25 protein-coding genes and 1 other RNA gene are annotated in these 25,310 nt (G+C 31.5%); 3 read left to right on the top strand and 23 right to left on the bottom strand.

What is annotated here, in order from left to right:
* Window positions 1-36: 36 nt before the first annotated feature.
* From rlmN to dapF, 13 genes are all read right to left on the bottom strand, one after another.
* On the bottom strand, window positions 37-1,074 hold the full coding sequence (rlmN, locus tag RH915_RS02325) for a 23S rRNA (adenine(2503)-C(2))-methyltransferase RlmN (protein WP_310477686.1): 1,038 nt from the start codon (window positions 1,072-1,074) through the stop codon (window positions 37-39).
* An 18-nt stretch (window positions 1,075-1,092) separates the two neighbouring features.
* On the bottom strand, window positions 1,093-2,421 hold the full coding sequence (gene rsmB, locus RH915_RS02330) for a 16S rRNA (cytosine(967)-C(5))-methyltransferase RsmB (protein ID WP_310477687.1): 1,329 nt from the start codon (window positions 2,419-2,421) through the stop codon (window positions 1,093-1,095).
* A gap of 49 nt (window positions 2,422-2,470) precedes the next feature.
* Entirely contained in the window at window positions 2,471-3,151 is a 681-nt protein-coding gene (locus RH915_RS02335) for a zinc metallopeptidase (protein WP_310477688.1), read from the bottom strand.
* 7 nt (window positions 3,152-3,158) lie between these two features.
* The gene (locus RH915_RS02340) at window positions 3,159-3,899 is read right to left on the bottom strand and encodes a DUF116 domain-containing protein (RefSeq protein ID WP_310477689.1); all 741 of its coding nucleotides are present in this window, start codon (window positions 3,897-3,899) and stop codon (window positions 3,159-3,161) included.
* 1 nt (window position 3,900) lies between these two features.
* Window positions 3,901-4,833: a methionyl-tRNA formyltransferase gene (fmt, locus tag RH915_RS02345; protein ID WP_310477690.1), complete on the bottom strand. Its 933-nt coding sequence runs from the start codon at window positions 4,831-4,833 to the stop codon at window positions 3,901-3,903.
* Window positions 4,834-4,842: 9 nt separating this feature from the next.
* Entirely contained in the window at window positions 4,843-5,283 is a 441-nt protein-coding gene (def, locus tag RH915_RS02350; protein ID WP_310477691.1) for a peptide deformylase, read from the bottom strand.
* A 12-nt stretch (window positions 5,284-5,295) separates the two neighbouring features.
* Window positions 5,296-7,758, bottom strand: coding sequence for a primosomal protein N' (gene priA / locus RH915_RS02355; protein WP_310477692.1), 2,463 nt, complete (start codon window positions 7,756-7,758; stop codon window positions 5,296-5,298).
* 92 nt (window positions 7,759-7,850) lie between these two features.
* Entirely contained in the window at window positions 7,851-8,258 is a 408-nt protein-coding gene (locus RH915_RS02360; RefSeq protein WP_310477750.1) for an NUDIX hydrolase, read from the bottom strand.
* Between the two features lie 145 nt (window positions 8,259-8,403).
* The gene (gene coaBC / locus RH915_RS02365; protein WP_310477693.1) at window positions 8,404-9,600 is read right to left on the bottom strand and encodes a bifunctional phosphopantothenoylcysteine decarboxylase/phosphopantothenate--cysteine ligase CoaBC; all 1,197 of its coding nucleotides are present in this window, start codon (window positions 9,598-9,600) and stop codon (window positions 8,404-8,406) included.
* Between the two features lie 10 nt (window positions 9,601-9,610).
* On the bottom strand, window positions 9,611-9,820 hold the full coding sequence (gene rpoZ / locus RH915_RS02370; RefSeq protein ID WP_310477694.1) for a DNA-directed RNA polymerase subunit omega: 210 nt from the start codon (window positions 9,818-9,820) through the stop codon (window positions 9,611-9,613).
* 18 nt (window positions 9,821-9,838) lie between these two features.
* Window positions 9,839-10,108 (bottom strand): extracellular matrix/biofilm regulator RemA, encoded by a 270-nt coding sequence (gene remA / locus RH915_RS02375; RefSeq protein WP_310477695.1) that lies wholly within the window; start codon window positions 10,106-10,108, stop codon window positions 9,839-9,841.
* Between the two features lie 12 nt (window positions 10,109-10,120).
* Window positions 10,121-11,002: a YicC/YloC family endoribonuclease gene (locus RH915_RS02380; RefSeq protein WP_310477696.1), complete on the bottom strand. Its 882-nt coding sequence runs from the start codon at window positions 11,000-11,002 to the stop codon at window positions 10,121-10,123.
* A gap of 29 nt (window positions 11,003-11,031) precedes the next feature.
* The gene (gene dapF / locus RH915_RS02385) at window positions 11,032-11,883 is read right to left on the bottom strand and encodes a diaminopimelate epimerase (protein ID WP_310477697.1); all 852 of its coding nucleotides are present in this window, start codon (window positions 11,881-11,883) and stop codon (window positions 11,032-11,034) included.
* A 165-nt stretch (window positions 11,884-12,048) separates the two neighbouring features.
* On the opposite strand from dapF, the gene RH915_RS02390 reads away from it, so the two are divergent.
* The gene (locus RH915_RS02390; RefSeq protein WP_310477698.1) at window positions 12,049-13,824 is read left to right on the top strand and encodes an Rqc2 family fibronectin-binding protein; all 1,776 of its coding nucleotides are present in this window, start codon (window positions 12,049-12,051) and stop codon (window positions 13,822-13,824) included.
* 59 nt (window positions 13,825-13,883) lie between these two features.
* Here RH915_RS02390 and ssrS read toward each other — a convergent pair.
* The 5 genes from ssrS to RH915_RS02415 form a co-directional block, all read right to left on the bottom strand.
* Window positions 13,884-14,063: non-coding RNA, 6S RNA (gene ssrS, locus RH915_RS02395), on the bottom strand.
* A 52-nt stretch (window positions 14,064-14,115) separates the two neighbouring features.
* On the bottom strand, window positions 14,116-15,900 hold the full coding sequence (locus tag RH915_RS02400; RefSeq protein WP_310477699.1) for an ATP-dependent metallopeptidase FtsH/Yme1/Tma family protein: 1,785 nt from the start codon (window positions 15,898-15,900) through the stop codon (window positions 14,116-14,118).
* A gap of 129 nt (window positions 15,901-16,029) precedes the next feature.
* Window positions 16,030-16,365, bottom strand: a complete 336-nt coding sequence (locus tag RH915_RS02405; protein ID WP_310477700.1) for a hypothetical protein — start codon at window positions 16,363-16,365, stop codon at window positions 16,030-16,032.
* A 75-nt stretch (window positions 16,366-16,440) separates the two neighbouring features.
* Window positions 16,441-16,617 (bottom strand): hypothetical protein, encoded by a 177-nt coding sequence (locus RH915_RS02410; protein ID WP_310477701.1) that lies wholly within the window; start codon window positions 16,615-16,617, stop codon window positions 16,441-16,443.
* Window positions 16,618-16,762: 145 nt separating this feature from the next.
* Entirely contained in the window at window positions 16,763-17,686 is a 924-nt protein-coding gene (locus RH915_RS02415) for an RluA family pseudouridine synthase (RefSeq protein WP_310477702.1), read from the bottom strand.
* Between the two features lie 194 nt (window positions 17,687-17,880).
* Between RH915_RS02415 and RH915_RS02420 the strand changes: the two genes are divergently transcribed.
* Window positions 17,881-18,687, top strand: coding sequence for an NAD(+)/NADH kinase (locus RH915_RS02420; RefSeq protein ID WP_310477703.1), 807 nt, complete (start codon window positions 17,881-17,883; stop codon window positions 18,685-18,687).
* Window positions 18,688-18,746: 59 nt separating this feature from the next.
* Here RH915_RS02420 and RH915_RS02425 read toward each other — a convergent pair whose 3' ends face one another.
* Window positions 18,747-20,018 (bottom strand): dicarboxylate/amino acid:cation symporter, encoded by a 1,272-nt coding sequence (locus RH915_RS02425; protein WP_310477704.1) that lies wholly within the window; start codon window positions 20,016-20,018, stop codon window positions 18,747-18,749.
* A 280-nt stretch (window positions 20,019-20,298) separates the two neighbouring features.
* On the opposite strand from RH915_RS02425, the gene RH915_RS02430 reads away from it, so the two are divergent.
* Window positions 20,299-21,543, top strand: a complete 1,245-nt coding sequence (locus RH915_RS02430) for a [Fe-Fe] hydrogenase large subunit C-terminal domain-containing protein (RefSeq protein WP_310477705.1) — start codon at window positions 20,299-20,301, stop codon at window positions 21,541-21,543.
* Between the two features lie 89 nt (window positions 21,544-21,632).
* Here the strand turns inward: RH915_RS02430 and lysA are convergent, their stop codons facing one another.
* The 4 genes from lysA to dapA form a co-directional block, all read right to left on the bottom strand.
* Complete coding sequence (lysA, locus tag RH915_RS02435) at window positions 21,633-22,874, bottom strand: diaminopimelate decarboxylase (protein WP_310477706.1); 1,242 nt, start codon at window positions 22,872-22,874, stop codon at window positions 21,633-21,635.
* A 38-nt stretch (window positions 22,875-22,912) separates the two neighbouring features.
* Window positions 22,913-23,626: a 2,3,4,5-tetrahydropyridine-2,6-dicarboxylate N-acetyltransferase gene (gene dapD, locus RH915_RS02440; RefSeq protein WP_310477707.1), complete on the bottom strand. Its 714-nt coding sequence runs from the start codon at window positions 23,624-23,626 to the stop codon at window positions 22,913-22,915.
* A gap of 64 nt (window positions 23,627-23,690) precedes the next feature.
* Entirely contained in the window at window positions 23,691-24,422 is a 732-nt protein-coding gene (dapB, locus tag RH915_RS02445; RefSeq protein ID WP_310477708.1) for a 4-hydroxy-tetrahydrodipicolinate reductase, read from the bottom strand.
* Between the two features lie 14 nt (window positions 24,423-24,436).
* Window positions 24,437-25,309 (bottom strand): 4-hydroxy-tetrahydrodipicolinate synthase, encoded by an 873-nt coding sequence (dapA, locus tag RH915_RS02450; protein ID WP_310477709.1) that lies wholly within the window; start codon window positions 25,307-25,309, stop codon window positions 24,437-24,439.
* Window position 25,310: the final 1 nt, after the last annotated feature.

Raw genomic sequence — 25,310 nt, forward strand, 5'->3', positions numbered from 1 at the left:
CCTGCTTCTTACTATATTATATAATTTTGAATTTAATTAGTCTTTATTCTTAATATGACGGTTTCTTAGCTGCCCACAAGCAGCATCAATATCTGCACCCATTTCACGTCTAATTGTAGCTTCTATTCCATTTGTCTTAAGCTCTTTTTGAAATCGCTTTATATCTTGGTTATTGGACTTTATATAATCTTTTTCATCTATTGAATTTACAGGGATTAAATTTACATGACAAAGCAGTCCACTTAGTAAAGATGCTAATTTTTTAGCATGATTAACACTATCATTTACATCCTTTATAAGTGCATATTCAAAAGTGATTCTTCGATTATTCCTCTCTAAATAATAGTGGCATGCTTCTATTATTTGATCGATAGAATACTTATTTGCTACTGGCATGGTTTTTTTACGAACTTCATCACTTGCAGCATGTAGTGATATCGCTAAATTAATTGGAATTTGGTAATCAGCAAGCATTTTTATTTCTCTTACTAATCCACAAGTAGATAAAGTTATATGTCTATTTCCAATGTTTAATCCATTTTTATCATTGACAATATTTAAGAACTTTATGACTTCCTGAAAATTATGAAGTGGTTCGCCACTGCCCATCAGTACGATATTAGAAACTCTATTTCCTTGGTCTTTTTGCATACATAATATTTGGTCAATCATTTCACCAGCTCTTAAATTACGCACTAATCCACCCGTTGCGGACGCACAAAAAGTACAACCCATTGCACATCCAACTTGAGAAGAAATACAAGCTGTAATACCATGTTTATATATCATTGTTACACCTTCAACATAATTCCCATCACCAAGAGAAAATAAATATTTGGTTGTACCGTCTATTTTAGACACTAATTTGCTTTCTATATTTATATTTGTAATAAAGGATCGCTCATCTAAAGTGCTTTGCATTTTTTTAGAAATGTTAGTCATCTCTTCAAAAGATTTTACCCCTTCATTTACCCATTTGAATATCTGTTTAGCTCTAAATTTCTGTTCTCCTAGCTCTTTTGTAAGTTCTTCCATCTCATCATAAGACAAACTTAATAAATCAATCTTATTCAAAACTTTCCCTCCACAAATTTATATAATTTTCTTTAGTTTAGCTATAAAAAAACCATCAGTATGATGTATATTTGGGTAAAGTTGTATCGTACCTATGCCCTTATATGAAAGTCCGAGTGAAGATTCTATATCAACTATTTCAAAGTTTTTGTTTTGCTCTAGAAACTTTGAAATTACTTTGTCATTCTCATTTGGATCGATGGTACATGTGCTATAAAGTAATTCTCCACCTGGCTTTAAATAAATTGCCGCATTTTTTAAAATCTCGAATTGCATTTTCATTAGCTCGTTGATATCATCCGGTGTCTTCCTATATTTTATTTCGGGTTTTCTTCGAATAATACCAAGTCCTGAACAAGGTGCATCAACAAGTACCTTATCTGCTTTCTCAATTAAGGTATCATCTTGTTTCATTCCATCAAATTTTTGAGTATGGATTATTTTTACGCCCAACCTGCTACTATTGTCCTCAACAAGTTTTAGCTTATGATCATATATATCTCTCGCTAAAATTTTTCCTTTATTGTTCATTAACTGAGCTATATGTGTAGTTTTCCCTCCTGGAGCACAACACATGTCAATAATAAAATCACTCTCTTTAGGTTCCAGTGCTTTTGAAACAAGCATTGAACCAAAGTCTTGAATATGTATATACCCTTCTCTATACTCCTCCATTTCTTCTATTTTATTTATCCCTCTTATTATTACTGCTTCTTTGATTAAAGGGCATTTTGTTACTTTTAGCCCTTTCCCTTCAAGCTTTCCTATACATTCTTCTATCGAAATTTTCAATGTATTTACTCGTATATACAAGTCTGGTCTTTCATTATTTGCCTTTAATAGCTCCTCTGTAAAATCTTTATCGAAGTACTTCAAAAAACGCTGAACCATCCATTGTGGATGAGAGTACTTTACCATTAAGTACTTTTCAATATCCTTTTTCTTGTCAGGCAATGTTATATTTTCTTTATTCCTTATTATGTTTCTTAAAATAGCATTAATAAATCCAGAAGTTCTTTTATTATATTTTTTTGATAAATTTACAGATTCATTTACAGCAGCAAAGTCCGGTACTTTGTCTAAGAACATTATCTGGTAAATACCTAATCGTAAAATTGACAATGTCCATAAATTTATTTTATTTATTTTAACAGAAGAGAATTGAGTTATTATGTAATCAATATATATTAAATTTTCTAACGTGCCATATACTATTTCCGTAATAAAGTTTCTATCTATTGCAGTTGCATTCTTACCCTTAAGTTTTTTATTTATTAATAAATTTGAGAATGCTTTTTTTGATTCTATCTCATATACAATATTTAATGCGATTTCCCTGGTATTCATTAATATCCTCCTATTAGAATAAATTAAATGAAGGCGTTTAACGCCTTCATTATCTTCTTCTATTACTTATCATTATTAACCTTATTAATTGGGCTACTGCAGTAGCTGTTGCAGCTACATATGTTAAGGCTGCAGCATCTAGAACCTTCTTAGCAGCACCATATTCTTCCCTTGAAATAAATCCGTTTGCATCTAACAAATCCATCGCTCTGCTACTAGCATTAAACTCTACAGGAAGTGTGACTACTTGAAATAGTACTGCTGCAGCAAAAAGTAGGATACCTACATTTATTAATGGTGGAGAAAATATAAAACCTGCTATTACAAAGAACCAAGCTGCTGATGATCCGAAACTTGCAACAGGAAAAATAGCATTTCTTAAATTTAAAGGTACATAGCCATTTGCATGCTGTATAGCATGCCCTACTTCATGAGCAGCTACACTAACGGATGCAATTGAACTTCCTTGATGTACTTCTCTTGACAACCTGAGCACTCTTTTTCTCGGATCATAATGATCAGTTAGAGAACCTTGTGCTACTTCAATTGGCACATCTCTTAATCCATTTTTATCCAATAAAGTTCTTGCTACGTTGAATCCTGAATATCCTTTAGTTGCCCTTACATTTAAGTACCGGTGAAAAGTTGTTTTTACTTTGCTTTGTGCATACATCGCAAAAATGATTGCTGGTAATAATACAAGAATTTCTGTACCTGTTGGAAATATCATTCATTTGTCACTCCTTCATCAATTTTAAAATTGCATGTTCTACTTTTAGGGTATTTACCTCTGTATCAATACACGGACCATTCAACCGTTTATTTGTTACTGCTATAATTGGTATTTTTTTCACATCTTGTAATCCGTTCACTAAATCCCGTTCACATGCTACAGCTATAATTGCCTTAGGCCTAAGCTCCATAATAATTCTTCTAGCTATTGTTCCACCACTAGCTACTCTAAAGTTTACACCATACTTCTCATGTAAATCAATTAAAGGATTTACTTTGCAATTTCCACATTTTTTACAATTTTTTATATCGTTTGTAATTTTGTAGGGGCAAGAAGATTTCTGAAGACAATGTGGCGAGATTATTAATATTTCTTCTCCTGAGAGTCCATACTCTTCACTCATCACTAATTGATTATTTAAATTTGTATAGGAGCGCCTTATACTTTTCTTATCAATGGAAAAAACAACTCCAAAAAATTCTATTGCAGGATAAGTAATTCTTAACGCTTCTTTCGTCAATTTTATCATTATATTCGGTACATTTATATTATACCATAGTAGGATTATTGTTAAAATAATTTGTATTATCCATAGCAGTAATCCTAACAGAACCAATACTAAGATCGCGTTTACTACACTAAATACATATACACTTTGTAGTTGAGGTATAAAAATCAAAGTAAACAGTCCTACTATTAGCAATAAACATATAACCAGTAGTATACCAACAAATTTTAAACTCATATTACTCCCCTAAAATTATATTTTTATCAATTGTATTTCCCCTAAGAAAATCTTCTACTTTAAGTCTTTTTCCTCCACTGAATTGAAGCTCTTGTATTCTTAATATATCTTTTCCTGTTGCTACATCAATTCCGTTTTGGGTAATATCGATGATTGTTCCAGACCTATAGTTATGCTCTCCTTTTATTACGCTAGTCTTCCAAACTTTCATTTTCTTATTTAAATATGTTGTATATGCAGTAGGCCAAGGTATCGTTCCCCGTACTAAATTTCTAATTTCTTTAGCAGGCCTACACCAGTCAATCTCTCCTAAATCTTTAGTTAGTTTTTGACAGTACGTTGCTTCTTTATCATCTTGCTTTACTCTTCTCAATTTTCCATTTGTTATATCTTCTAGCGTTTTAATTAATAATTCAGATCCTAAGTTTGCTAATTTGTCATGTAAATCTCCAGCAGTGTCATCTTCATGAATATCTATAGATTCTTTTAAAATCATATCTCCTGTATCTAATCCTTCATCCATATACATAGTAGTTATTCCTGTTATGCTTTCACCATTTATAATTGCCCAATTTATTGGTGCAGCACCACGATATTTTGGCAATAGTGATGCATGTACATTAATACATCCTTTTAGAGGCAAGTCTAGTATACTTTTAGGTAATATTTGCCCATAGGCAACTACTATTATGACTTCTGGTACCAATTGTTTAATTAGATTAATTGTTGTTTCTTCCCTTATTTTTGTAGGCTGATATACTTTTAATCCGTGTTTAAGCGCAGCATCTTTAACTGGTGTATGGACTAGCCTTTTTCCTCTACCCTTTGGTTTGTCTGGCTGTGTGAATACTCCTACTACATCATATTTTTCATCAACTAACTTCTCTAAACAAGGGACAGCAAAATCCGGTGTCCCCATAAATAATACTTTCATAGTGTCACCTCACTTTTTAGCTTTATCGATAAACAATATTCCATTTAGATGATCTATTTCATGACAGATAGCCCTAGCGAATAAATCTTCTCCTTCTAAAGTCACCTCTTCATTTTTACGATTTAATCCTTTAACAGTTACTTTCTGTGGCCTTATTACCTCTGCTGACTTACCTGGTAGACTTAAACAACCTTCTGTATCGCTTTGTTCTCCAAAGCTATCAATAATTTCAGGGTTAATTAACTCCACAGCACCATAACCTACATCAATTACTATTATTCTTTTTAGTATTCCGATTTGTGGTGCAGCAAGTCCTACACCATCTGCATCATACATTGTTTCTTTCATGTCGTCTAATAATGTCAAGATACGTTTATCTATTATCTCCACAGGTTTGCTTTTTTTTCTTAAAATTGGATCATCATCTGTCCTAATTATTCTTATCGCCATAAAAATCACTCCTTAAACAGTATATATAGGATTCATATCAATACTTGTTAATATGTTTTTGGGTATAAATTTTTCTTTATTTTCTACTAAAAGATATTTTATGATGGACTTAAATAGCGGATGGCTATCTTTGCTTGATTTAATTAAAATATAAAACCTATACTTATTTTTAATTCTATAAATCATAGCTGCATTTGGTCCTAGTATATTTGTATCTACATCATTAAACCCTTTAGATTTAGATATGTATTTTATTATTTCAGTAATCTTTAGTACTACATTATAAACTTCATCTTCATTCTCTCCTGTAAAACCAATCGTTACTAATTTACTAAATGGGGGATAGTCAAAAGCTTTACGTATGCCAATTTCTTTGTTATAAAATGCTTTATAATCTTGTTTTGATGCCAAGGCTATACTATAATGGTCTGGATTATAAGTTTGAAGTACTACTTTCCCTGGATCTATCCCTCGTCCAGCTCTTCCTGCCACCTGAAGTGCTTGTTGAAACACTTTTTCAGGCGCTCTAAAGTCTGGCAAGTTAAGCATTGTATCTGCATTTATAATACCTACTAGTGTTACATTTGGAAAATCAAGTCCTTTTGTAATCATTTGGGTACCTATCATAATATCTATTTTTCCACTTTTAAATGATTCTAATATTTTATTATGTGCACCTTTTTTACCGGTAACATCTAAATCCATTCTGCTTATAGATGCGCTGGGAAAATATGATTGAATAACCTTCTCAAGTTTTTGTGTTCCAGTCCCAAAATATTTTATATATTTACTCGAACATTCTGGACATATTTTAGGTGCTTGATACTTATCTCCGCAATAATGACACTGTAAATCCTTAGAAGCCATATGAAATGTAAGAGAGATGTCGCACTGCTTACACTTTACAACATAGCCACATTTTCTGCAACTCACAAAGGTTGAATATCCCCTGCGGTTTAAAAAAAGTATTGTTTGTTTTTTAGATTCTAATGTGCTTTTTAACTCATTGTATAGTGTTCGGCTGAGGATACTTTTATTTCCTCCATCGAGTTCCTGACGCATATCTATAATACTTATCTCAGGTATTTGTGATTTATGAGCACGCTTTTTTAAATTGGTTAATATAATTTCATTTTGTACTGCATTATGATAGGTTTCAATGGACGGTGTTGCTGATCCCAATACTACAATAGCATTTTCCTTTTCGCTTCGATATTTTGCAACATCAAAGGCTGTATATTTGGGATTTAATTCCGATTTATAGGTTGTTTCATGTTCCTCATCAATAATTATTAACCCTAAATTATTTAAAGGTGCAAATATAGCAGAGCGTGCTCCAATTACAATATTGGCATCTCCGTTGGAGACTTTTCGCCATTCATCATAACGTTCTCCTTCTGACAGTCCACTATGGAATATAGCAATTCCATGGACAAATCTTCCTTTAAACCTTTCAATTGTCTGTGGTGTTAAGGATATCTCTGGAACTAATACAATGCCTTGCTTACCTTCTTTTATAGCATTCTCTATTAATTGTAAATATACTTCCGTCTTACCACTACCAGTAATTCCATGTATTAAGTATATATTTGATTTGTTATTCTCAATACCTTCTGTAATTTTATTAATAATCTCTTCCTGTTCATTTGTAGGTTGTAGTTTTGGAAAAGGCTTAAAATCAAGATTCAGTAGTGGGTCACGTTTATATTCTTTTTCTTCGATAATTGCAATTCCTTTATCTACAAGACCTTTAATTACTGCTCGACTAAAACCTAGATGATTTACTAATTCACTTAATTTTATTTCTTGTCTATCTTTTAATATTTTAAGTAAATCTAGTTGCTTTTTTGCATTTTTTAGATTAATTTTATCTTTATCTAATTTAGCTAATTTTACATACTTCTCTTTTATAATGTTTATTCTTGATTCAACAACTTCGTTAATGACTACAATACCTTCTTTATGTAAAGATTTTATTGCTCTATAGACTTCTCCATAAGAATAACTTTTATATAGTAATTCAAAGGTTACTTTCTCCTTTTTTTTAAGAAGTTCTATAATTCCAATTTGCACTTCTGTAAATTTTGATTTATTTTTCTCTACTTCCTCTTGGTTTAAATAAATAACACGTTTTTCTTTATTAACCAAGCCTGCTGGAATTAAACAGTGAATTGCCTCTATATATCTACACAAATATTTTTCTTTCAGCCAATAAACCATGTCTATTTGTTTTTTTGACAAAATTGGTTTATCGTCTAGGGGCCGTATAATATCCTTGAGATTAACCTTATCATTGCTGGTTATTGACCTAATGCTGAAGATATAAGCTTCTAATTTTCTATTACCTTTTCCGAAAGGAACCAATACCCGCATCCCTTCTTCGATCACGTTCTCTAACTCAAGTGGAATAGAGTAGTCAAATAGCTTATCTGTCTTATTCACGTTGTTGTTTACTATGACTGTCCCAATTTTCATTTTATTACATCTCCAACTTTTTATAATTATATATTATATCAAACTTCCCTTAAGTTAATAAAGATATTATAACAGAACATTATCGTTATGGATTATAAGTGCATTTTACTATCAAATAACTCTTCTTTATACATGTTCACTTGCTCTATCATATGACCGATATTTCCCTCACCAGCGTATTTATTTACATCAAAAAAGTCATGATCTAAGTCTGACCAAAATAACTTATTTACTTCCTCTACTAAGGTTACTTCTTGGTTAAGCTTACCTACGTACACTTCTACATAACATTCTTGAAAATAGTATTTAAAATCCATTAGATGCTTTAAAATAATGTTATCACCCTTAATCCCAGTTTCTTCATAAAGTTCTCTATATGCAGCGTCTATGCCAGTTTCTTCTGGCTCAATTTTACCGCCTACTAAATTGTATAGCCCTTTATACGGATCATGTTTACGTGTGCACATCAATAACCGATCCACCTTGGAATTGTATACCATAATGACGTTATAACCTTGCAACTTTCACACCACCTGCTTAATAATAATTTGAGAATAGTTAAGACAGAAGTATAAAGTTTTTAAAACAGCCCAAAACCATATACACTATGATTTCAAGCTGTTTTACTCTGTCATTTTTCTTTTATTATTTTATAATAAACTCTTTTGTTTTATCTAAAATTTTATCAGCTATTTCTTGTTTTAAAGCCTTGTCTATTTCATTAATATTATCATGTTTATCAATAAATTTCACAATATTTGTATCCGTTCCAAATCCAGCATCTTTTTCAGCCACATTATTTGCAACAATAAAATCCAGGTTTTTTCGCTTAACTTTGTCTTTTGCATATTCTATAACATTATTTGTTTCAGCTGCGAAACCTACTAGTACTTTATCGCCTTTTATTTTTCCTAGTTCAAGTAAAATGTCAGGATTTCTGACTAAGCTAATACTCATATCTCCATCCTTTTTCTTTACTTTCTGGTCATTAATTGTCTGTGGTCGATAGTCTGAAACAGCAGCAGTTTTTATAACTATGTGTTGACTCTCAAAATCCTCAAGTACAGCTTTATACATTTCTAACGCACTACTAACCGATATCAAATTTACATTAGCTGGTGGACTCAAGTTTGTAGGGCCCGAAATCAAAGTTACTTCCGCACCTCTTTTTGAAGCAGCCTCAGCTAAAGCATACCCCATTTTACCCGTAGAACGATTAGAAATAAAACGAACTGGATCTATCTTTTCTACGGTTGGTCCTGCTGTAATTAACACTTTTTTACCATTTAAATCTGATTTAACAGTTTGTAATTTATTTATATACTCGACTATATCTACTGGTTCTGCAAGCTTACCTGCTCCTATATCTCCGCAGGCAAGTCTCCCTGCTCCTGGATTAATAAATTCATACCCCAAACTTTTTAGTTTTATTATATTCCTCTGTACAATTTCATTTTCATACATTCTCGTATTCATGGCTGGTGCAAAAACTACTTTAGCTGTTGACGCCATAATTGTTGTAGATAATATATCATCAGCAATTCCATTAGCAACTTTACCAATTATATTCGCAGTGGCTGGGGCAATTAAAAGAATATCAGCTTTTTGGGCTAACGAAATATGTTCAATGTCCCAATACCGTGGTGTTTCAAACATATCAGTAACAACCATATTTTGACTAAGCGCTTGAAAAGTTTGTGGTTTTACAAACTCCATAGCTGATTTCGTCATAATTACATCAACATTTGCTTCTAACTTCTTTAATCTACTTACAATATCGCAAGCCTTATAAACAGCGATTCCGCCTGTTACTCCTAATACAATATTTTTTCCTTTAAGCATATTTCATCACCTACTTATCAATGTCGTCCGTTATGGCCTCATATGTTACAAAATTTTCATATATCTCTTTTGTTGCAATAGATACAGGTTTGTTTGACTCATGCTCTACATTAGGTTCATGGTCGTCAATTAATTGTCTTGCTCTTTTTGATGCAGCTATAACTAATGTATATCTACTATCAACCTTGTCTAATAGTTCGGTAATTGGTGGGTATAACATAATATCTTCCTCTCCTTATTATTCATTTTCGTCTGAAGCTTCATCATCTTTACTGGTTAATCTCTGTGCTACAGTTTCTGGCTGAACTGCTGATAATATTATATGATCACAATCCGTAACTATAACGGCTCTAGTTCTTCTACCATAAGTAGCATCTATAAGTACACCTTCATCTCTAGCCTCTTGAACAATTCGTTTAATTGGTGCTGACTCTGGACTAACAATTGCTATAATCCTATTAGCAGACACTATATTACCAAAGCCGATATTTATCAATTTGATACTCATATTGTACCCCCTTTATTCAATATTTTGCACTTGTTCTCTTATTTTTTCAAGTTCACTCTTTAATTCTACAACTATATTGGATATTATTATATCATTAGTTTTTGACCCAATTGTATTTACTTCCCTATTCATTTCTTGTATTATAAAGTCGAGTTTTCTTCCAACTGAATCAGTTTGATCAAGTGATTTTTCAAATTGTTTTATATGACTACTAAGTCGTACTACTTCTTCTGTAACATTACTTTTATCTGCATATATTGCTACTTCCATAGCCAAACGATTATCATCAATTTGTATGTCATCATCTAAAATTTCTGCTATCCTCTTTGTTAATTTTGTTTTATATTCAAGTAGAACAATTTCTCCTCTTTGGTTTACTTCATTAATTAGGTTAGACATATACTCTACTCGCATCAATAAATCTTCTTTAAGTTTATTTCCTTCTTCTTTTCTCATCAATATTAATTTATCAAGCGAATCTTCCAGACCATTTTGAAACGCCTTCCATACTTGATCTTTATCCTCAACTTTATCTTCTATTTTCAATATATCTGGAAACTTAATAAACGTTGACACACAAATGTCATTCTTAATGTTCAGTTCTTCTTCCAATACTTTTAGCGCGTCTAAATATTCTTTTGCTAACAAAACATTTGGCGTTACTCTTACATCCTTTTCACCTACTTGATCATAATTAATAAAAACATCCACTCTTCCTCTTTTTATTTTTTGCTTGAAAAGCTGTCTTATTTGATCCTCTAAGTAGGTAAATTTTTTAGGGCATTTTATATTAATATCCATATAACGGTTATTGACCGACTTTATTTCTATAGTAAAATATGTATTGTTGTATTGAAACTCACTTCTGCCAAATCCTGTCATACTCTTAATCACACGAATACCCCCCAAAGATATTTTTAGGTTTACTTTGCTAAATTTGAATAATATATACCTTCACAAATTACTTTCGCAGACCCTTCCATATATATATCTTTATTTTCTTCTATATTAATAGTTAATCTCCCCCCATCAGTTATTACTTCAACACTATTATTTACATAACCTAATTCATATGCTACCCCACAAACGCTAGTGACACCAGTTCCACATGCTAGAGTATATCCAGCACCTCGCTCCCAGGTCTTAACTTCTATTTTGCTTCTATTTATAATTTTTGCGAAATTAACGTTTGTATTATCAGGAAATTGGTTGTGTTTTTCTATAACTGGGCCTATTTTTTTAATGTGCTCTTCTTTCAGTTCATCTAAAAAAATAACCGTATGTGGCACTCCCATTAGTACTGTTGAGTAGTTTAAAGTTTCACCATCAACTATAAGTTGTTGATTAATACATTTATTTTGATCACATATAACAGGAATATCTTTTGGTTCAAAAATCATTTTGTCCATATTTACCCTTACCAATTGTTCTCTATTATTTTCATCTCCCATTTCAACCTCTTTAATTCCTGCTAAAGTTTCAATCCTAAAGAACTTTTCTTTTATCATTCCTGCATCATATACATACTTTGCAAAACACCTTATGCCATTTCCACACATATGCGCTCTTGAACCGTCGCTATTATAGTAATACATGAAAAAGTCTGCTTTCTCTGAGCCTTTTACAATCATTAATCCATCGGCACCTATACCAAAATGTCTATGACAGACTTCAGTTGCTAACTTACTAAATAATTCTTCATCAGGAAAGTCTTCATATTTCATAACTATGAAATCATTACCTGCACCTTGAAGCTTGCGAAATATAATATCCATTTTTTCTCTCCTTTATGTTAAAGGTTTAATTTTATATAACTTCTTTATACTAATACAATATAACAATTATAACAAATTTTATCCATTTATTAAATCTTTTTTCTACTTTGAATTGTTTTTACATTTATGTTATATTTACATTACTTTCGCTTAGGAGGAATGCATATGGCTTTAGATGGGTTAACTGTATCTGCAATTGTAGATGAATTATCACAACTCGTCTCTAATAATAGAATTGAAAAAATATATCAACCGGAGAAAGATGAAATTCTTATAATAATTAGAAGTAAAGGAAGCAATCGGAAGCTTTTGCTTTCCTGTCACAGTAATTATCCAAGAGCTCATTTTACCACTTTAAGTAAAGAAAATCCAGTTACCCCGCCTAGTTTTTGTATGTTACTTCGTAAAAACCTTACTGGGGGACGTATAATTTCAGTAACACAGCCTAATTTTGAACGAATTATAAATTTGGAGATTGAAACTTATGATGAGTTAAATATTAAAAAGTCAAAAATGTTAATTATTGAAATGATGGGAAAACATAGTAATATTATATTAGTTGACAATGAAACAAAAAAAATCATAGAAAGTATCAAACGTATTTCATTTGATATGAGTCGATTTCGACAAGTACTACCAGGACTTACCTACGAAATGCCACCAAATAATAAAAATAATCCGTTATCGTTATCAAACACCGACGATTTAACTGATATAATTGACAGGAAAACAACCATACAAATATATAAGGCGTTATATTCTCATTTTACAGGAATATCGCCTTTGATTGCTAAAGAAATATGTCACAATGCTAGTATTGATTTTGAGACACCCATAAATAAATTAGATGATCTAGAAATAAGAGATTTATTTTTTTCTTTAAGTTCAATTCTTACCATCGTTTCTTCTAAAAAATTTGAACACTTAATTTTTCAAGATGTATCAAACAAAAAGTATATAGACTTTAGTGTTATTCCAATTAAACACCTTAGTCATTACACAATTACAGAATTTGATTCTATAAGTGAGTTATTAGATAATTACTATAGCGTAAATGATCATATGCAACGGATAAAACAAAAATCTCAAACATTGAGAAAAAATATTAATACAAAGTTAGATAGACTGTATAACAAATTAATAAATTTAAAAAGAGACTATGACAAAGCTTTAAAAGGTGATCATTTTAAAATTTTAGGTGATTTAATTACAGCTAATCTTTATCAAATAAAATCAGGAGAAAGCAGCACAAAGGTAACAAATTTCTATAGTAGTACACAAGAAAACATTGAAATTAAGTTAGATAAGCGCTACAGCCCTTCAAAAAATGCACAAAACTACTATAAAAAATATACAAAATCGAAAAATGCACTGGTTGAAGTTGCTAAGCAAGTTAAAGTTGCTGAAAGTGAAATACGTTACTTAGAGCAAATACAAAATAGCATAGAACAATGTACTACGCTTCAGGATTTAGAAGAAATTTATACAGAATTAGTTGATGGTGGGTATGTTAAAGAAAAGTCTAACAAGAAAAAACAACATCATAAAAAAAATTCCAGTTTTCTATCCTTCAAATCAACCGATAACTTTAAAATACTAGTAGGTAAAAACAATAAACAAAATGAAGAGATTACATTTAAGCATGCAAATAAGACAGATATTTGGTTACACGTAAAAGATTTGCCAGGCTCCCATGTGATTGTTCAATTAGATGAAAGGCAACTTTCTGAAGTAGCTCTTACTGAAGCTGCATCTTTAGCAGCATTTTATAGTAAAGCTAGAAACTCAAGTAAAGTCGCCGTGGACTATACTACTCGAAAAAACGTTCGTAAACAAAAAGGCGGTAAACCTGGTATGGTTTTTTACGATCATTACTCTACTATACTAGTAGACGCTTTTGAAAAAGATATACAAAAAATAGAGAAGACAAGCTCAGACTAATCTAAGCTTGTCTTCTCTATTTAATTATAATAAATCCCCCCTAAATAAGGGGGGGGATACACACATCCAATATGCCGTTTTCCTATAAAATTCACACCCGCGATTCACTAAGTGGGTGACCTATTTTATTTCTTTGAATTCCCCTCTTAGGAGGCTTTTCATCGAAGATAAAAATATAATCTCCCGGATGTACATTGTCGGTTGAATTTTACAGTTCATAACAAACATCTTCGACATGTTATTAATTATATTATACACCATTTTCAGCAGTTTATTTAATCCACTTTTTGCCTATGAACACAGTAGCGCTTCATCATACTCTCCAACAATTTTATTAATCTCATCTTCATTTAATGTTTCTTTCCTTAATAATTCTTCCGCTACTTTTTCAACTAGACCAATATTTTCTCGTATCATTAATTTAGTCTCGTCATATAATTGTTTCATTTCTTTTTTGGTTAGTTGCTTTACATCATCATCAACGAAATTTCTGTTACCATATAAAACATCAAAGTTAACCATTCCTATTTCATCATGCATACCAAATTGCTTAATCATTGCTACTATAATCTCTGTTGCTTTTTGAATATCATTACTTGCACCCGTTGTAATATGATCACTACCAAATATTATTTCTTCAACTATTCTACCACCTAATGCTACCTTAACATGGTTTATCATATTCATTTTTGTATTATACATTCGATCCGGCGGTATGTTCATGCTAAAGCCACCAGCACCTTTTGTACTTGGTATAATTGTAACCTTTGTTACTTTATTATCTGGACATAAAATTTTAGTTACTACAGCATGTCCAGCTTCATGATAAGCAGTAATTTTTCGATCTACGTGAGATATACCACTTCGATCTTTTTTTTCTTCTCCTGCTATAACTGTATAAAAAGCTTTATCTAAATGGTTTTGGTTAATATATGGTGCATCTTCTCTTGCAGCATAAATGGCAGCTTCGTTTACTAGATTTTCTAATTTCGCGCCACTAAAATAAACCGTTTGTTGTGCTAAACCATCTAAATTAATTTCTGCATCTATAGGTCTATTTTGCGAATATAGTTTTAATATTTCCTGCCTTGCTTTAAGATCAGGTAATCCTACTTCTATTTGTCTGTCAAATCTTCCTGGTCTCAAAAGCGCATCATCTAAAATATCAATTCTATTTGTTGCTGCCATTACAATAATGCCTTCACTCCCTTTAAACCCAGACATCTCTGTTAATAATGCATTTAGCGTTCTATCGGACTCATCACTACCACCAAGACCACCACGATCTCTTTTTTTCCCTATAGCATCGATTTCATCAATAAATATAACACATTTCCCTTTGTCTTTTGCATCCTTAAATAAACTTCTTATACGACCAGCACCTAAGCCAGCATATACTTGAACAAAATCTGAACCTGAAACAGCAATGAAATCTACGCCAGCTTCACTTGCAAGCGCTTTAGCCATTATCGTTTTACCTGTTCCAGGAGGGCCATATAGTATGACACCTTTCGGCATCTTAGCACCATATCTAGTATACTTTTCCGGATTTTTTAGAAAATCCACAAGTTCTATCATATTTTCTTTTGCTTCTTCATTTCCAGCAATATCAGCAAAACGAACTGAAGAATCTTTTTGTGTAGAAAACTCAACCTTTGACATTTTATCATATTCTTTTGATGTTTGCCTTGTTCCCTTTTTGGATAAATAAATTGAAATACCAACCAAAACACCAATTAGTAGCACGAAACTCAAGACAGTATTCATATTTATTTGCCCATCTTGTTCATCTACCGAAACATCATTTAATAATAAAGTTTCTTTTAGTGTGTCTACCCGTGGATTGTCAGTGATAAATGTACTTCCATCACTCAGATTCCCTTCAATTTTAGAGGTTTCTGTCAAGTATACTTTCGTTACTTCTCCAGACTCTATTCCTGCTATAAAATCAGAATAACTCAATTCTATTTTTTCTTCACTTAAGATATAGTTATTAATAATAATAAATCCCAATACACTGGCAAGTAAAACTGCATATAAAACAATAGATATTTTTTTAATATTAAATTTTTTCATTTTTAACCCCTCCTTCAATATATTTTATAAAAAATTTAATATGTACAGGAGGTTTACATAACATTTTACAAGTATATCATGTTTTTTTAAAAAAAGAAAGCCCTCTAGGGACTTTAACTAGTTTTTCTATTAACTTGTTTCTTTGTCGGTCTTATCCTCTATCTCCTCTTTCATCTTTTTTTTAATCATTTTGCTGTTTAATATTTCATAATTTCCCATTGCTGCTGCAGCAACAATAAATGCGTTTAGAAAACTTAAATACATTGTTTCAAAAGTAATTTCACCCGTTATAAATTGATTAGAAAGCATTACTATCATAGCAACAAGTAAAGTTACAATCTTATTATCTATCCACTTTGGCGTATAATCTTTTATAAAATGTGTAACTATGTTCGTTACAATTACAGCTCCAGCAAATGTGGTAATAAAATCATTTGTGAGAAAATCGATACCTTCTAAACTCATAAATATACCCCTCCTAAATACTAGTAGTAGATAATTCCATTATATGTTTAAAAGATATCACTTGTTATATTTCGATTAACCACTTCTTTTCTTCTTCAAATATTCTAAGAACTCTTTCTTTGCTCTAGAATGGTCTAGATACTCTTCTTCACTTACTTTACCGTCTTTTTTAAGCTGTTCTAACATCTGAAGAAATTTTATACATATATTTTCTAACTCTACATCTTCATTAGTTTCCTCACGTAAGAACATTTTTTCACTTCCTTCTCCTAAAGTATTTAAATACATACACTACCAATTATATGTAATTATATCTAATAAATGTATTATTCTTTCCTTTTTATAAAATCCCTCTTATTTATAAATTTTAGATAAAAAAACTTATCTCTTTATTTCATCAATTTTGCGCATTTTTCAAAGTCTTTCGCAATATGCTCATATCTTTCGGCATTGAAGCTGTAATTTCTACAGTATTTTTAAATCTTGGTTGATATAATTTTAAATACCATGCATGTAAAGCTTGGCGATTAATATAGTTACTTACTCGTTCATTATATAAAGTATCACCTGTTATTGGATGTCCAATAAAATCCATATGTACTCTTATCTGATGTGTTCTTCCTGTTAGTAACTCAATTTCAAGTACGGTAGCATTATGTAATCGTTCTAGCACATAATATTTAGTGATTGACTCTTGACCCCTTTTATCTACTATACGCTTTATAGAATCATCATTTGGTCTGAAAATTGGTTCTAAAATTGTACCATTATCATTTTCAATAACGCCATCCACAATTGTTTTATACTTTTTTGTAACCAAATTGTTTTTCATCTGTTCAGATATGATATGATGAGCAAAGGCATTTTTTGCAATTATTAACAATCCGGATGTATCCATATCTAAACGATTAACAAACCTGATACGCCATTTCATATTATTTTTTAAAATATAATTTGAAAGACCATTTGCTATTGTCCCATTGGGATGACTCTTCGTTGGATGTACAACTATCCCAGGTTGTTTATTTATTACTAATAAATCAATATCTTCATACACTATATCTATTGGTATATTTTCTGGCTCAAATTGATCTGTGGGTTCAATTAACGCAATTTCAATTACATCCCCCGACTTTAATAGGGTATGATACCTTGCAAAGGAGTTATTTACTTTAATGGTTTTATCTTTCTTTAACTTTGTTAATAATCTACTAGAGATGTTTAGTTCCTCTTTTAATAATTGTTTTAACACTTTACCTTTCCACTTTTCATCAACTGTTACTATGATTTTATTTTCACTCTGTTTTTCTGGTATAAGCAAAGTAAATCCTCCTACTTTTTATATTAATATTTAGATAATTATTCCTTAGTTTCTCAGTTTATTTGTTTATTATAATTTTAAAATATTTGAGTTGACAATTTTTTTTTTTACATATATGTTTATTAGTAATAGAAAAATAGTAAATATATTAATGATCCATTATACTTTTAAGTGCCAAGGGAGTGTTACTCACATTGACTAAAAAAGGTTTAATCAATATTATTTATAATAATACAAATTTTTCAATAAACACAGCTAAATATCTTAAAGATCGGCTTATGGGCTTTGGTTATCAAGTTAGTGACCATTTTGATTTTAATGCTGAGTTAGTTATATGCATTGGTGGAGACGGTTCTTTTCTAAGAGCTTTACATCAACATGGTTTTCCGTCAATCCCTATAGTTGGAATAAATACAGGTCATTTAGGTTTTTTCACAGAAATAAATCCCAATGAGATTGATGACTTTTTAGAAAAGTATATCACTCAACAATATACTATATCAACTATTAACCCAGTGCAAGCTGATATATGTACTAGAAACGATTGTATTGAAGCTTTGGGTATTAATGAGATTGCCATTAAAGGCGATAAGTCAAGAACTATTCACTTAAATATATCTGTAGATGAGCACCTTATTCAGCGATTTAGTGGTGATGGTATCTTGGTTTCATCTTCTACAGGTAGTACTGCTTATAATTATTCCATTGGTGGTAGCTTAATTGACCCACGTCTTAGTGCTCTACAAGTGACGCCTCTAGCTCCAATTAACACAAATGCATACAGATGCTTTACATCTAGTGTTATTCTCCCATCTGATGCTGTTATAAAAGTCCATCCTGAGTATCATTTTGAAGATTCAATTGTTATCGTTAGTGACGGATTAGAGCATAGGTATTTTGGTATAAATGAAATCTCATTAAAAATGTCAGAACTAGAAATAAATTTACTCAAATTAGAAGGATCTAGTTTTTGGAGTAAAGCAATAGAAAAATTCTTATAATACATAATAAAAAAGTAACTACCCTTTATATATCTTCACTAAGGGTAGTTACTTTTTTGTTAATTTAAAGCATTCTCTGAATCAGAATTAAAAATTTCTTCGTTAAATTCACCCTCTGTTTTTGCAATAACAGTTGTGCAAACAGCGTCACCTGTGATATTAACTGCAGTTCTTGACATATCTAGCAACCTATCTATCCCCATAATCAATGCAACACCTTCTATCGGTAAACCAACAGACTGTAGCACCATTGATAACATAATTAAACCTACTCCCGGAACACCTGCTGTCCCTATTGACGCTAAAGTTGCTGTAATAATCACCGTTAAAATAGCACTAAAACCTAGGTCTATCCCATATACTTGGGAAATAAATACCGTTGCAACCCCTTGCATAATTGCAGTTCCATCCATATTTATTGTTGCACCTAAAGGTAAAGTAAAAGAAGCAATATTTTTTGAAACTCCAATTTCTTCTTCAATAGTTTCGATCGTTATTGGCAGTGTAGCCCCACTACTGGCTGTTGAAAAAGCGACAGATGTTGCAGGTAAGAACTTTTTAAAGAATCTTAAAGGACTTAAACCTGTAAAAATCTTCAATATGCCACCATAAGTCACTACAGCATGAAAAATTAATGCTACTATAACTGTCATCATATATTTTAATAATGGTACCATGGCTTCAAAACCTAAAGTGGAAAAGGTTGTAGCTATTAAACAAAAAACACCATATGGTGCAATTTCCATTACATAACTAACTAGTTTCATCATAAGTTCGTTTAATTGTTCAAACATATTAGCTACATCTTTTGTTTTTTCACCAAGGGCTGATAATCCAATACCAATAAACAATGCAAAAGCAATAACTTGTAACATATTTCCTGCTGCCATTGCATTAATTGGGTTACTTGGAATAATATCTATTATAACTTGTGCTAAAGGAATTGATTCTCCAATAGTAGGTTCACTAGTTACTACTTTAGACATATCTAAACCGACTCCTGGATTAACAACATAGGCAATACTTATTGCTATAGAAATAGCAACCGCTGTTGTAATCAGATAAAAGACTAGTGTTTTTAGACCTATTCTACCTAACTTTTTTACATCTCCCATGCTTGATGCACCATTAACTATAGAAATAAAAACAAGTGGAACTACCATCATCATAATAGCCCTTAAAAATAGTTGCCCTACAACTAGAAATACACCATTAATCAATATCGTGTCAGTAACATAATTAGTAGGAATATTATATAAGATAATTCCAGTTACCAAACCTGCTAATAGACCAACTAAAATTTTAAGCGTTAAACCCTTTTGTCTTGCCATATATTCTCCTCCTTTAAATTTGCATGTTATATTTGATATGCTTTCAATTTATTTTTTTAACATCTTGTGCAATCACTAATTTAATGCGAAAGTTGAAAAGTAGCTTTATTAGTATATCAATTTTTTGCAAGCAATACAATCTATTACTTCATAATTTATGTTTACCAATAAAAGTTATTGAATGTTCTTAAATATACTTACAGTAATTTAGTTACCCTTTTCAGATCGTCTAATATACTATATAATAGTGTAAATATTCTATTTTCCCCGGAGGGATTTTATGCGCTCGCTAATTCACTCAATTTCTCTTGATGCTGATAAATGTAAAGGATGTACAAATTGCATGAAAAGATGTCCTACAGAAGCTATTAGAGTAAAAAATAGCACATGTAATATTATAGATGATAGATGTATTAACTGTGGACATTGTATTCATGTATGCCAACATAATGCTTTAACTTGTATAACAGATGAATTAGAAAAAATTTTCGATTATAGGTATCGTATTGCCCTTATTGATCCTGTTATTTATTCACAATTTGATCTTGCATCTGATCCTAAACAAATATTACCTATTTTTAAACTAATGGGCTTTTCTGATATATTTGAAATATCCAAAGGTGCAGATATAATTACGTCTTTTACAAAAAAATATATTAATAAAAAATCTATTGATTATCCAATTATTTCCTCATCCTGTCCAACTGTTATTCGCCTTATTCAACTAAGGTTTCCTGAGTTAATTAAAAATATTTTACCTATTGACTCTCCTGTTGAAATTTCAGCTTCAATTGCAAGAAGCAAGGCGGTAGAGGGTACTGACTACAATGACAATGATATTGGTATCTTCTATATCTCACCATGTTCAGCACGTTTTTATAGTTTTCAACATCCAGTAGGAAGAAAGCATACTAATGTAACAGGTACAATTTCTATTAATTCTCTATTTTTAAAAATGAGTAAGGTGTTAGAAAGTTCAGGGGAAGATTTTCACTTCTATCCTTCTGGGCACGCAATAGGTTGGGCTCGAGCTGGAGGGCAAAGTCAAGCATTAGAAATTGACGATTTTTTAGCTGTAGATGGTATTGAAAATGTTATAAGTGTATTAGAAGAAATTGAAAATAATAAAATAAATGATTTACTATTTTTAGAATGTCAAGCATGTACAAACGGTTGTGTTGGGGGATGTTTAACCGTTGAAAACTCTTTTGTGGCCAGAAATCGCATTAGAAAAATATCACAACAATATTATAATTTTAACCCTAAAATTGAAAATATTGATACTTCAAACTTTCTACTAGAAGAACCTATTATACCATTGAATGTACTTAAATTAGACAAGAATTTACTTAAAGCGATTGAAAAAATGAAAAGAATAGATAAAGTTCTTGATTCACTTCCTAAGATTGATTGTGGCGCTTGCGGTTCCCCATCTTGTAAAGCCTTGGCGGAAGATATTGTTTTAGGCTTTTCTAAGCATGAAGACTGTATAATCCATTTAAAAAGACAAGTTAAAAATAAGTAAACACAACTCAAATAGAATTAATATTCAAAAACTGAAAAAAGCATGTATGGTGTATATAAACCATACATGCTTTTGCTTTTATTATATTACTATGAAACACCATCTTTTTGATAGTAGTCAACTAACTGTTTTAGTTCTTCTTGGGGTCTTATTAACTTAATCTCATTATTTTTTAACAAATACTCAGCAGGCTTAAATGAAAAGTTATAGTTAGAACACATGGAGTATCCATATGCCCCCGCATCGCAAATAACTAATAAATCTCCGTTTTGGGGTAAATTTATCATTCTTTCCTCTGCTAAACGATCTCCCGTTTCACATAGTGGGCCCACTACATCAACACTCTCTTCATGCTCACTATTATACTGTGTGAATATATGATGATATCCGTTGTATAAGCTCGGTCTAATTAAGGATGCCATAGATGCATCAGTTACTACAAACTTTTTATAGGGTGATTCTTTAACATATTCTACATTACCTACAAGGACACCAGCGTTTCCTATAAGAAATCTACCTAACTCTAAGATGACATGTAGATTAATTTTTTTAAGAATTGGTATAACTCTCTCTTTATACTCATCTAGAGGGAAATCTACTCCATTCTTCTCATAATCAATACCCCAACCACCACCAACATTAATAAACTCTAATTGATGGTCGTCTAAACTCTCTATAAATTCATAGCATTTTTCATATGCGTCTTCATATGGACTTATTGATAAAAGTTGAGAGCCAATGTGTACGTGTAAGCCTTTTATTTTAATGTATTGATGGTTTAGATATTTTTTTATAATTTGTTTTGCTGAATCTAAATCTATACCAAACTTATTTTTTTTCAAACCAGTTGATATATAAGGATGTGTTACTGGATCAACGTCAGGATTTATTCTTAAAGCTACCGTAATTTCTTTATCCTTTTCAAGAGCGATCTTCTCTAGTCTGTCAATTTCTTCTTGTGAATCTACATTTAGTGCTCTAGGGTTAAAGTCAACGACTTCAGATAAGAAACCCCTAGTTTTTCCATTGCCATTAACTATAACTTCATTATTGTGAAAGTTTACTAATTTAGCAGCTTCTAGCTCTCCTTTTGAGACAATATCTATTCCAACACCCATTTTCTTTAATTCTTCAAGTAGAAATAAATTATTATTAGATTTTGTAGCAAAGGATATATGATAGTCCATCCCTTTAAAAGTGTCTTCTACTTTAGATAAATTTCTTTTTATCTGTTCATATGAATATAAGTAAAAAGGAGTTGGTTTTCCTTGAGCAATATCTCTTAAGGGTGAGTTTTCCACATGCAATTCATTGTTTTTATACTGTATCATGTGTATCATCCCATCTATCTATTAATATATAATTCTTCTTATGCTCCCATAATCTCTCTTAACTCTTGAACTATTTCAGTTTTTGACTTAGTTTTATCATCAATTTTTTTAATTACTTTACCCGGCGTCCCTGCTACAACAACATTTTCTGGTACATCTTCTGTAACTACAGCTCCTGAAGCTATTACAGAACCTTTCCCCACTCGTACACCTTCTAAAATTACCGCATTAGCTCCAATTACAACGTCATCTTCAATAATTACAGGTGTTGCAGATGGCGGCTCTACTACTCCCGCTATTACAGCTCCTGCACCAATATGACAGTTTTTACCTATAGTTCCTCTACCACCAATAACTACATTCATATCGATCATTGTACCTTCACCAACTACAGCTCCAATATTAATTGATGCTCCCATCATTATAACTGCATTCTTATGGATTTCTACTTTTTCTCTAATAATTGCTCCTGGCTCAATACGTGCTGGAATATCTTTTAAATCTAATAACGGTATAGCTGAGTTTCTTCTATCATTTTCAAGTACAAAGTCTTCAATAGAGGAACTATTTTCTTCTAGAAGTTTAGAGATATTTTTCCATTCTCCAAAAACAATACCAGATGTACCATCTGTGAAATCTTTGCACTCATATTTCTTGAAGTCAATTCCTTTTAAGTTACCCTTCATATACACTTTAACTGGTGTCTTTTTCTCACTATCTTTTATATATTGTATTATCTCTCTTGCGTCCATCATTGTGCCTCCTCATTAGAATTTTTAACAATAAATCTTAATCTTCGGACTTAGGTCTGAAGATTTAATTCTTCAGGCCTAATACATCTTTCATGTTATAAAGACCTTCTTTTATATCATTTTTTAAAATAAACTTAGCAGCTTCTAAGGCGCCTTGTGCAAAAACTGATCTGTCATGTGCTTCATGGGTTATTTTAACTGTTTCTAAATCGTTAATAAAATTTGCCTCGTGAAATCCTACTATATTTCCACCACGTATAGCATGGATACCTATTTCACCTTTTTCTCTTGGACACTGTCCTTCTCTTCCATGGGCATGCTTAACTTTTCTCCCTAATCCATTTTCAATTGATTCCACAATAGTAACAGCACTTCCAGAAGGTGCATCCATCTTTCTATTATGATGGGATTCTAATACTTCAATATCCACTTTATCTTTTAGTACAGAAGCTACTTGTTCAACTAACGAAAATAGTAAGTTCATTCCTAAAGACATATTTGTAGCCTGTAATACAGGAATCTTTTCTGAGACTAATTTTATGTCATCTAAATGTTTCTTCTCAAACCCGGTTGTTCCTATTACAAGTGGTACGTTCTTTTCTTGACAGTAAGAAAGTACACTGTTAGTGGCCTCTGGATGGGAGAAATCAATCACTACATCAGGAATATCATTAACTTGTTCAGTTGAATTTGACATATCTATTCCTTCAATTGATGACCAATAGTTATCTTCTTTTGCCAACACTTCAATGTGCTGTCCCATTCGTCCACTCATACCCCATATTAATAATCTCATCCAATCCTTCCTTTCTATAAGATTTGTAAATTCTTCATTTCTTCTACTAGAAGCATCATATTGCTTTCTTCTATTGGTGTCAAAGGAAGTCTTAATTCATTATCAATATAGCCTAGTTTATGAACTGCAGCTTTTACAGGAATAGGATTTACTTCAGAAAACATCAAGTCTATTAACTTTTTGTATTTTAACTGTAACTGTAATGCCCCTTGTAAATCATTCGATGAAAATAGTGAACACATTTTTTGAAATTCTTTAGGTATTACATTCGCTATAACAGATATTACACCATGACCCCCACAAGCATAAATTGGAATAACATTATCATCATTTCCAGAATATATCTTAAAGTCTTCAGGTACTAGCCTCTTTATTTCAAGCACTTGTGAAAGATCCCCACTAGCTTCTTTTACAGCGACAATATTTTCTATTTTCGCAAGTTCTGCAACTGTCTCTGGGTTTATATTTACATTGGTTCTTCCAGGAACATTATAAAGTATGACAGGCAACTTAGTTGCTCCTGCAATTTCTGTATAATGCTTAATTAAACCCTTTTGAGTTGCTTTATTATAGTAAGGGGTAACAACCAGCACCCCATCTGCACCAAGTTCTTCTGCTATTTTAGTATTTGTTACAGATGCCGCAGTATTATTGGAACCTGTTCCAATTATAACTGGAATTCTTTTATCTACCTTTTGTACTGCTGTTTTAATTAATAATTCTCTCTCCTCATTGTCTAAGGTAGATGCCTCACCCGTTGTCCCTAACACAATTAGTGCTTGTGTATTATTATTAATATGAAAATCAATTAAATCTTCAAACTTTTTAATATCAACCTCACCATTTTTAAACGGCGTAACTACTGCAACTCCAGATCCATTAAACATG

The organism is Serpentinicella sp. ANB-PHB4 (assembly GCF_031432315.1).
Classification (GTDB): Bacteria; Bacillota; Clostridia; order Peptostreptococcales; family Natronincolaceae; genus Serpentinicella.

Excerpts from the sequence above, each read along its gene's own strand:
- RH915_RS02430 (WP_310477705.1), top strand. The coding sequence starts at position 20,299 with ATGCGCTCGCTAATTCACTCAATTTCTCTTGATGCTGATAAATGTAAA.
- RH915_RS02400 (WP_310477699.1), bottom strand. The coding sequence starts at position 15,900 with ATGAAAAAATTTAATATTAAAAAAATATCTATTGTTTTATATGCAGTT.
- remA (WP_310477695.1), bottom strand. The coding sequence starts at position 10,108 with ATGAGTATCAAATTGATAAATATCGGCTTTGGTAATATAGTGTCTGCT.
- rpoZ (WP_310477694.1), bottom strand. The coding sequence starts at position 9,820 with ATGTTATACCCACCAATTACCGAACTATTAGACAAGGTTGATAGTAGA.
- RH915_RS02360 (WP_310477750.1), bottom strand. The coding sequence starts at position 8,258 with ATGGTATACAATTCCAAGGTGGATCGGTTATTGATGTGCACACGTAAA.
- RH915_RS02425 (WP_310477704.1), bottom strand. The coding sequence starts at position 20,018 with ATGGCAAGACAAAAGGGTTTAACGCTTAAAATTTTAGTTGGTCTATTA.
- fmt (WP_310477690.1), bottom strand. The coding sequence starts at position 4,833 with ATGAAAGTATTATTTATGGGGACACCGGATTTTGCTGTCCCTTGTTTA.
- RH915_RS02410 (WP_310477701.1), bottom strand. The coding sequence starts at position 16,617 with ATGTTCTTACGTGAGGAAACTAATGAAGATGTAGAGTTAGAAAATATA.
- def (WP_310477691.1), bottom strand. The coding sequence starts at position 5,283 with ATGGCGATAAGAATAATTAGGACAGATGATGATCCAATTTTAAGAAAA.
- RH915_RS02335 (WP_310477688.1), bottom strand. The coding sequence starts at position 3,151 with ATGATATTTCCAACAGGTACAGAAATTCTTGTATTATTACCAGCAATC.
- dapB (WP_310477708.1), bottom strand. The coding sequence starts at position 24,422 with ATGAGATTATTAATATGGGGTATGAGTGGACGAATGGGACAGCACATT.
- RH915_RS02390 (WP_310477698.1), top strand. The coding sequence starts at position 12,049 with ATGGCTTTAGATGGGTTAACTGTATCTGCAATTGTAGATGAATTATCA.
- lysA (WP_310477706.1), bottom strand. The coding sequence starts at position 22,874 with ATGATACAGTATAAAAACAATGAATTGCATGTGGAAAACTCACCCTTA.
- dapF (WP_310477697.1), bottom strand. The coding sequence starts at position 11,883 with ATGGATATTATATTTCGCAAGCTTCAAGGTGCAGGTAATGATTTCATA.
- rsmB (WP_310477687.1), bottom strand. The coding sequence starts at position 2,421 with ATGAATACCAGGGAAATCGCATTAAATATTGTATATGAGATAGAATCA.
- coaBC (WP_310477693.1), bottom strand. The coding sequence starts at position 9,600 with ATGCTTAAAGGAAAAAATATTGTATTAGGAGTAACAGGCGGAATCGCT.
- dapD (WP_310477707.1), bottom strand. The coding sequence starts at position 23,626 with ATGGACGCAAGAGAGATAATACAATATATAAAAGATAGTGAGAAAAAG.
- priA (WP_310477692.1), bottom strand. The coding sequence starts at position 7,758 with ATGAAAATTGGGACAGTCATAGTAAACAACAACGTGAATAAGACAGAT.
- RH915_RS02340 (WP_310477689.1), bottom strand. The coding sequence starts at position 3,899 with ATGAGTTTAAAATTTGTTGGTATACTACTGGTTATATGTTTATTGCTA.
- dapA (WP_310477709.1), bottom strand. The coding sequence starts at position 25,309 with ATGTTTAATGGATCTGGAGTTGCAGTAGTTACGCCGTTTAAAAATGGT.
- RH915_RS02405 (WP_310477700.1), bottom strand. The coding sequence starts at position 16,365 with ATGAGTTTAGAAGGTATCGATTTTCTCACAAATGATTTTATTACCACA.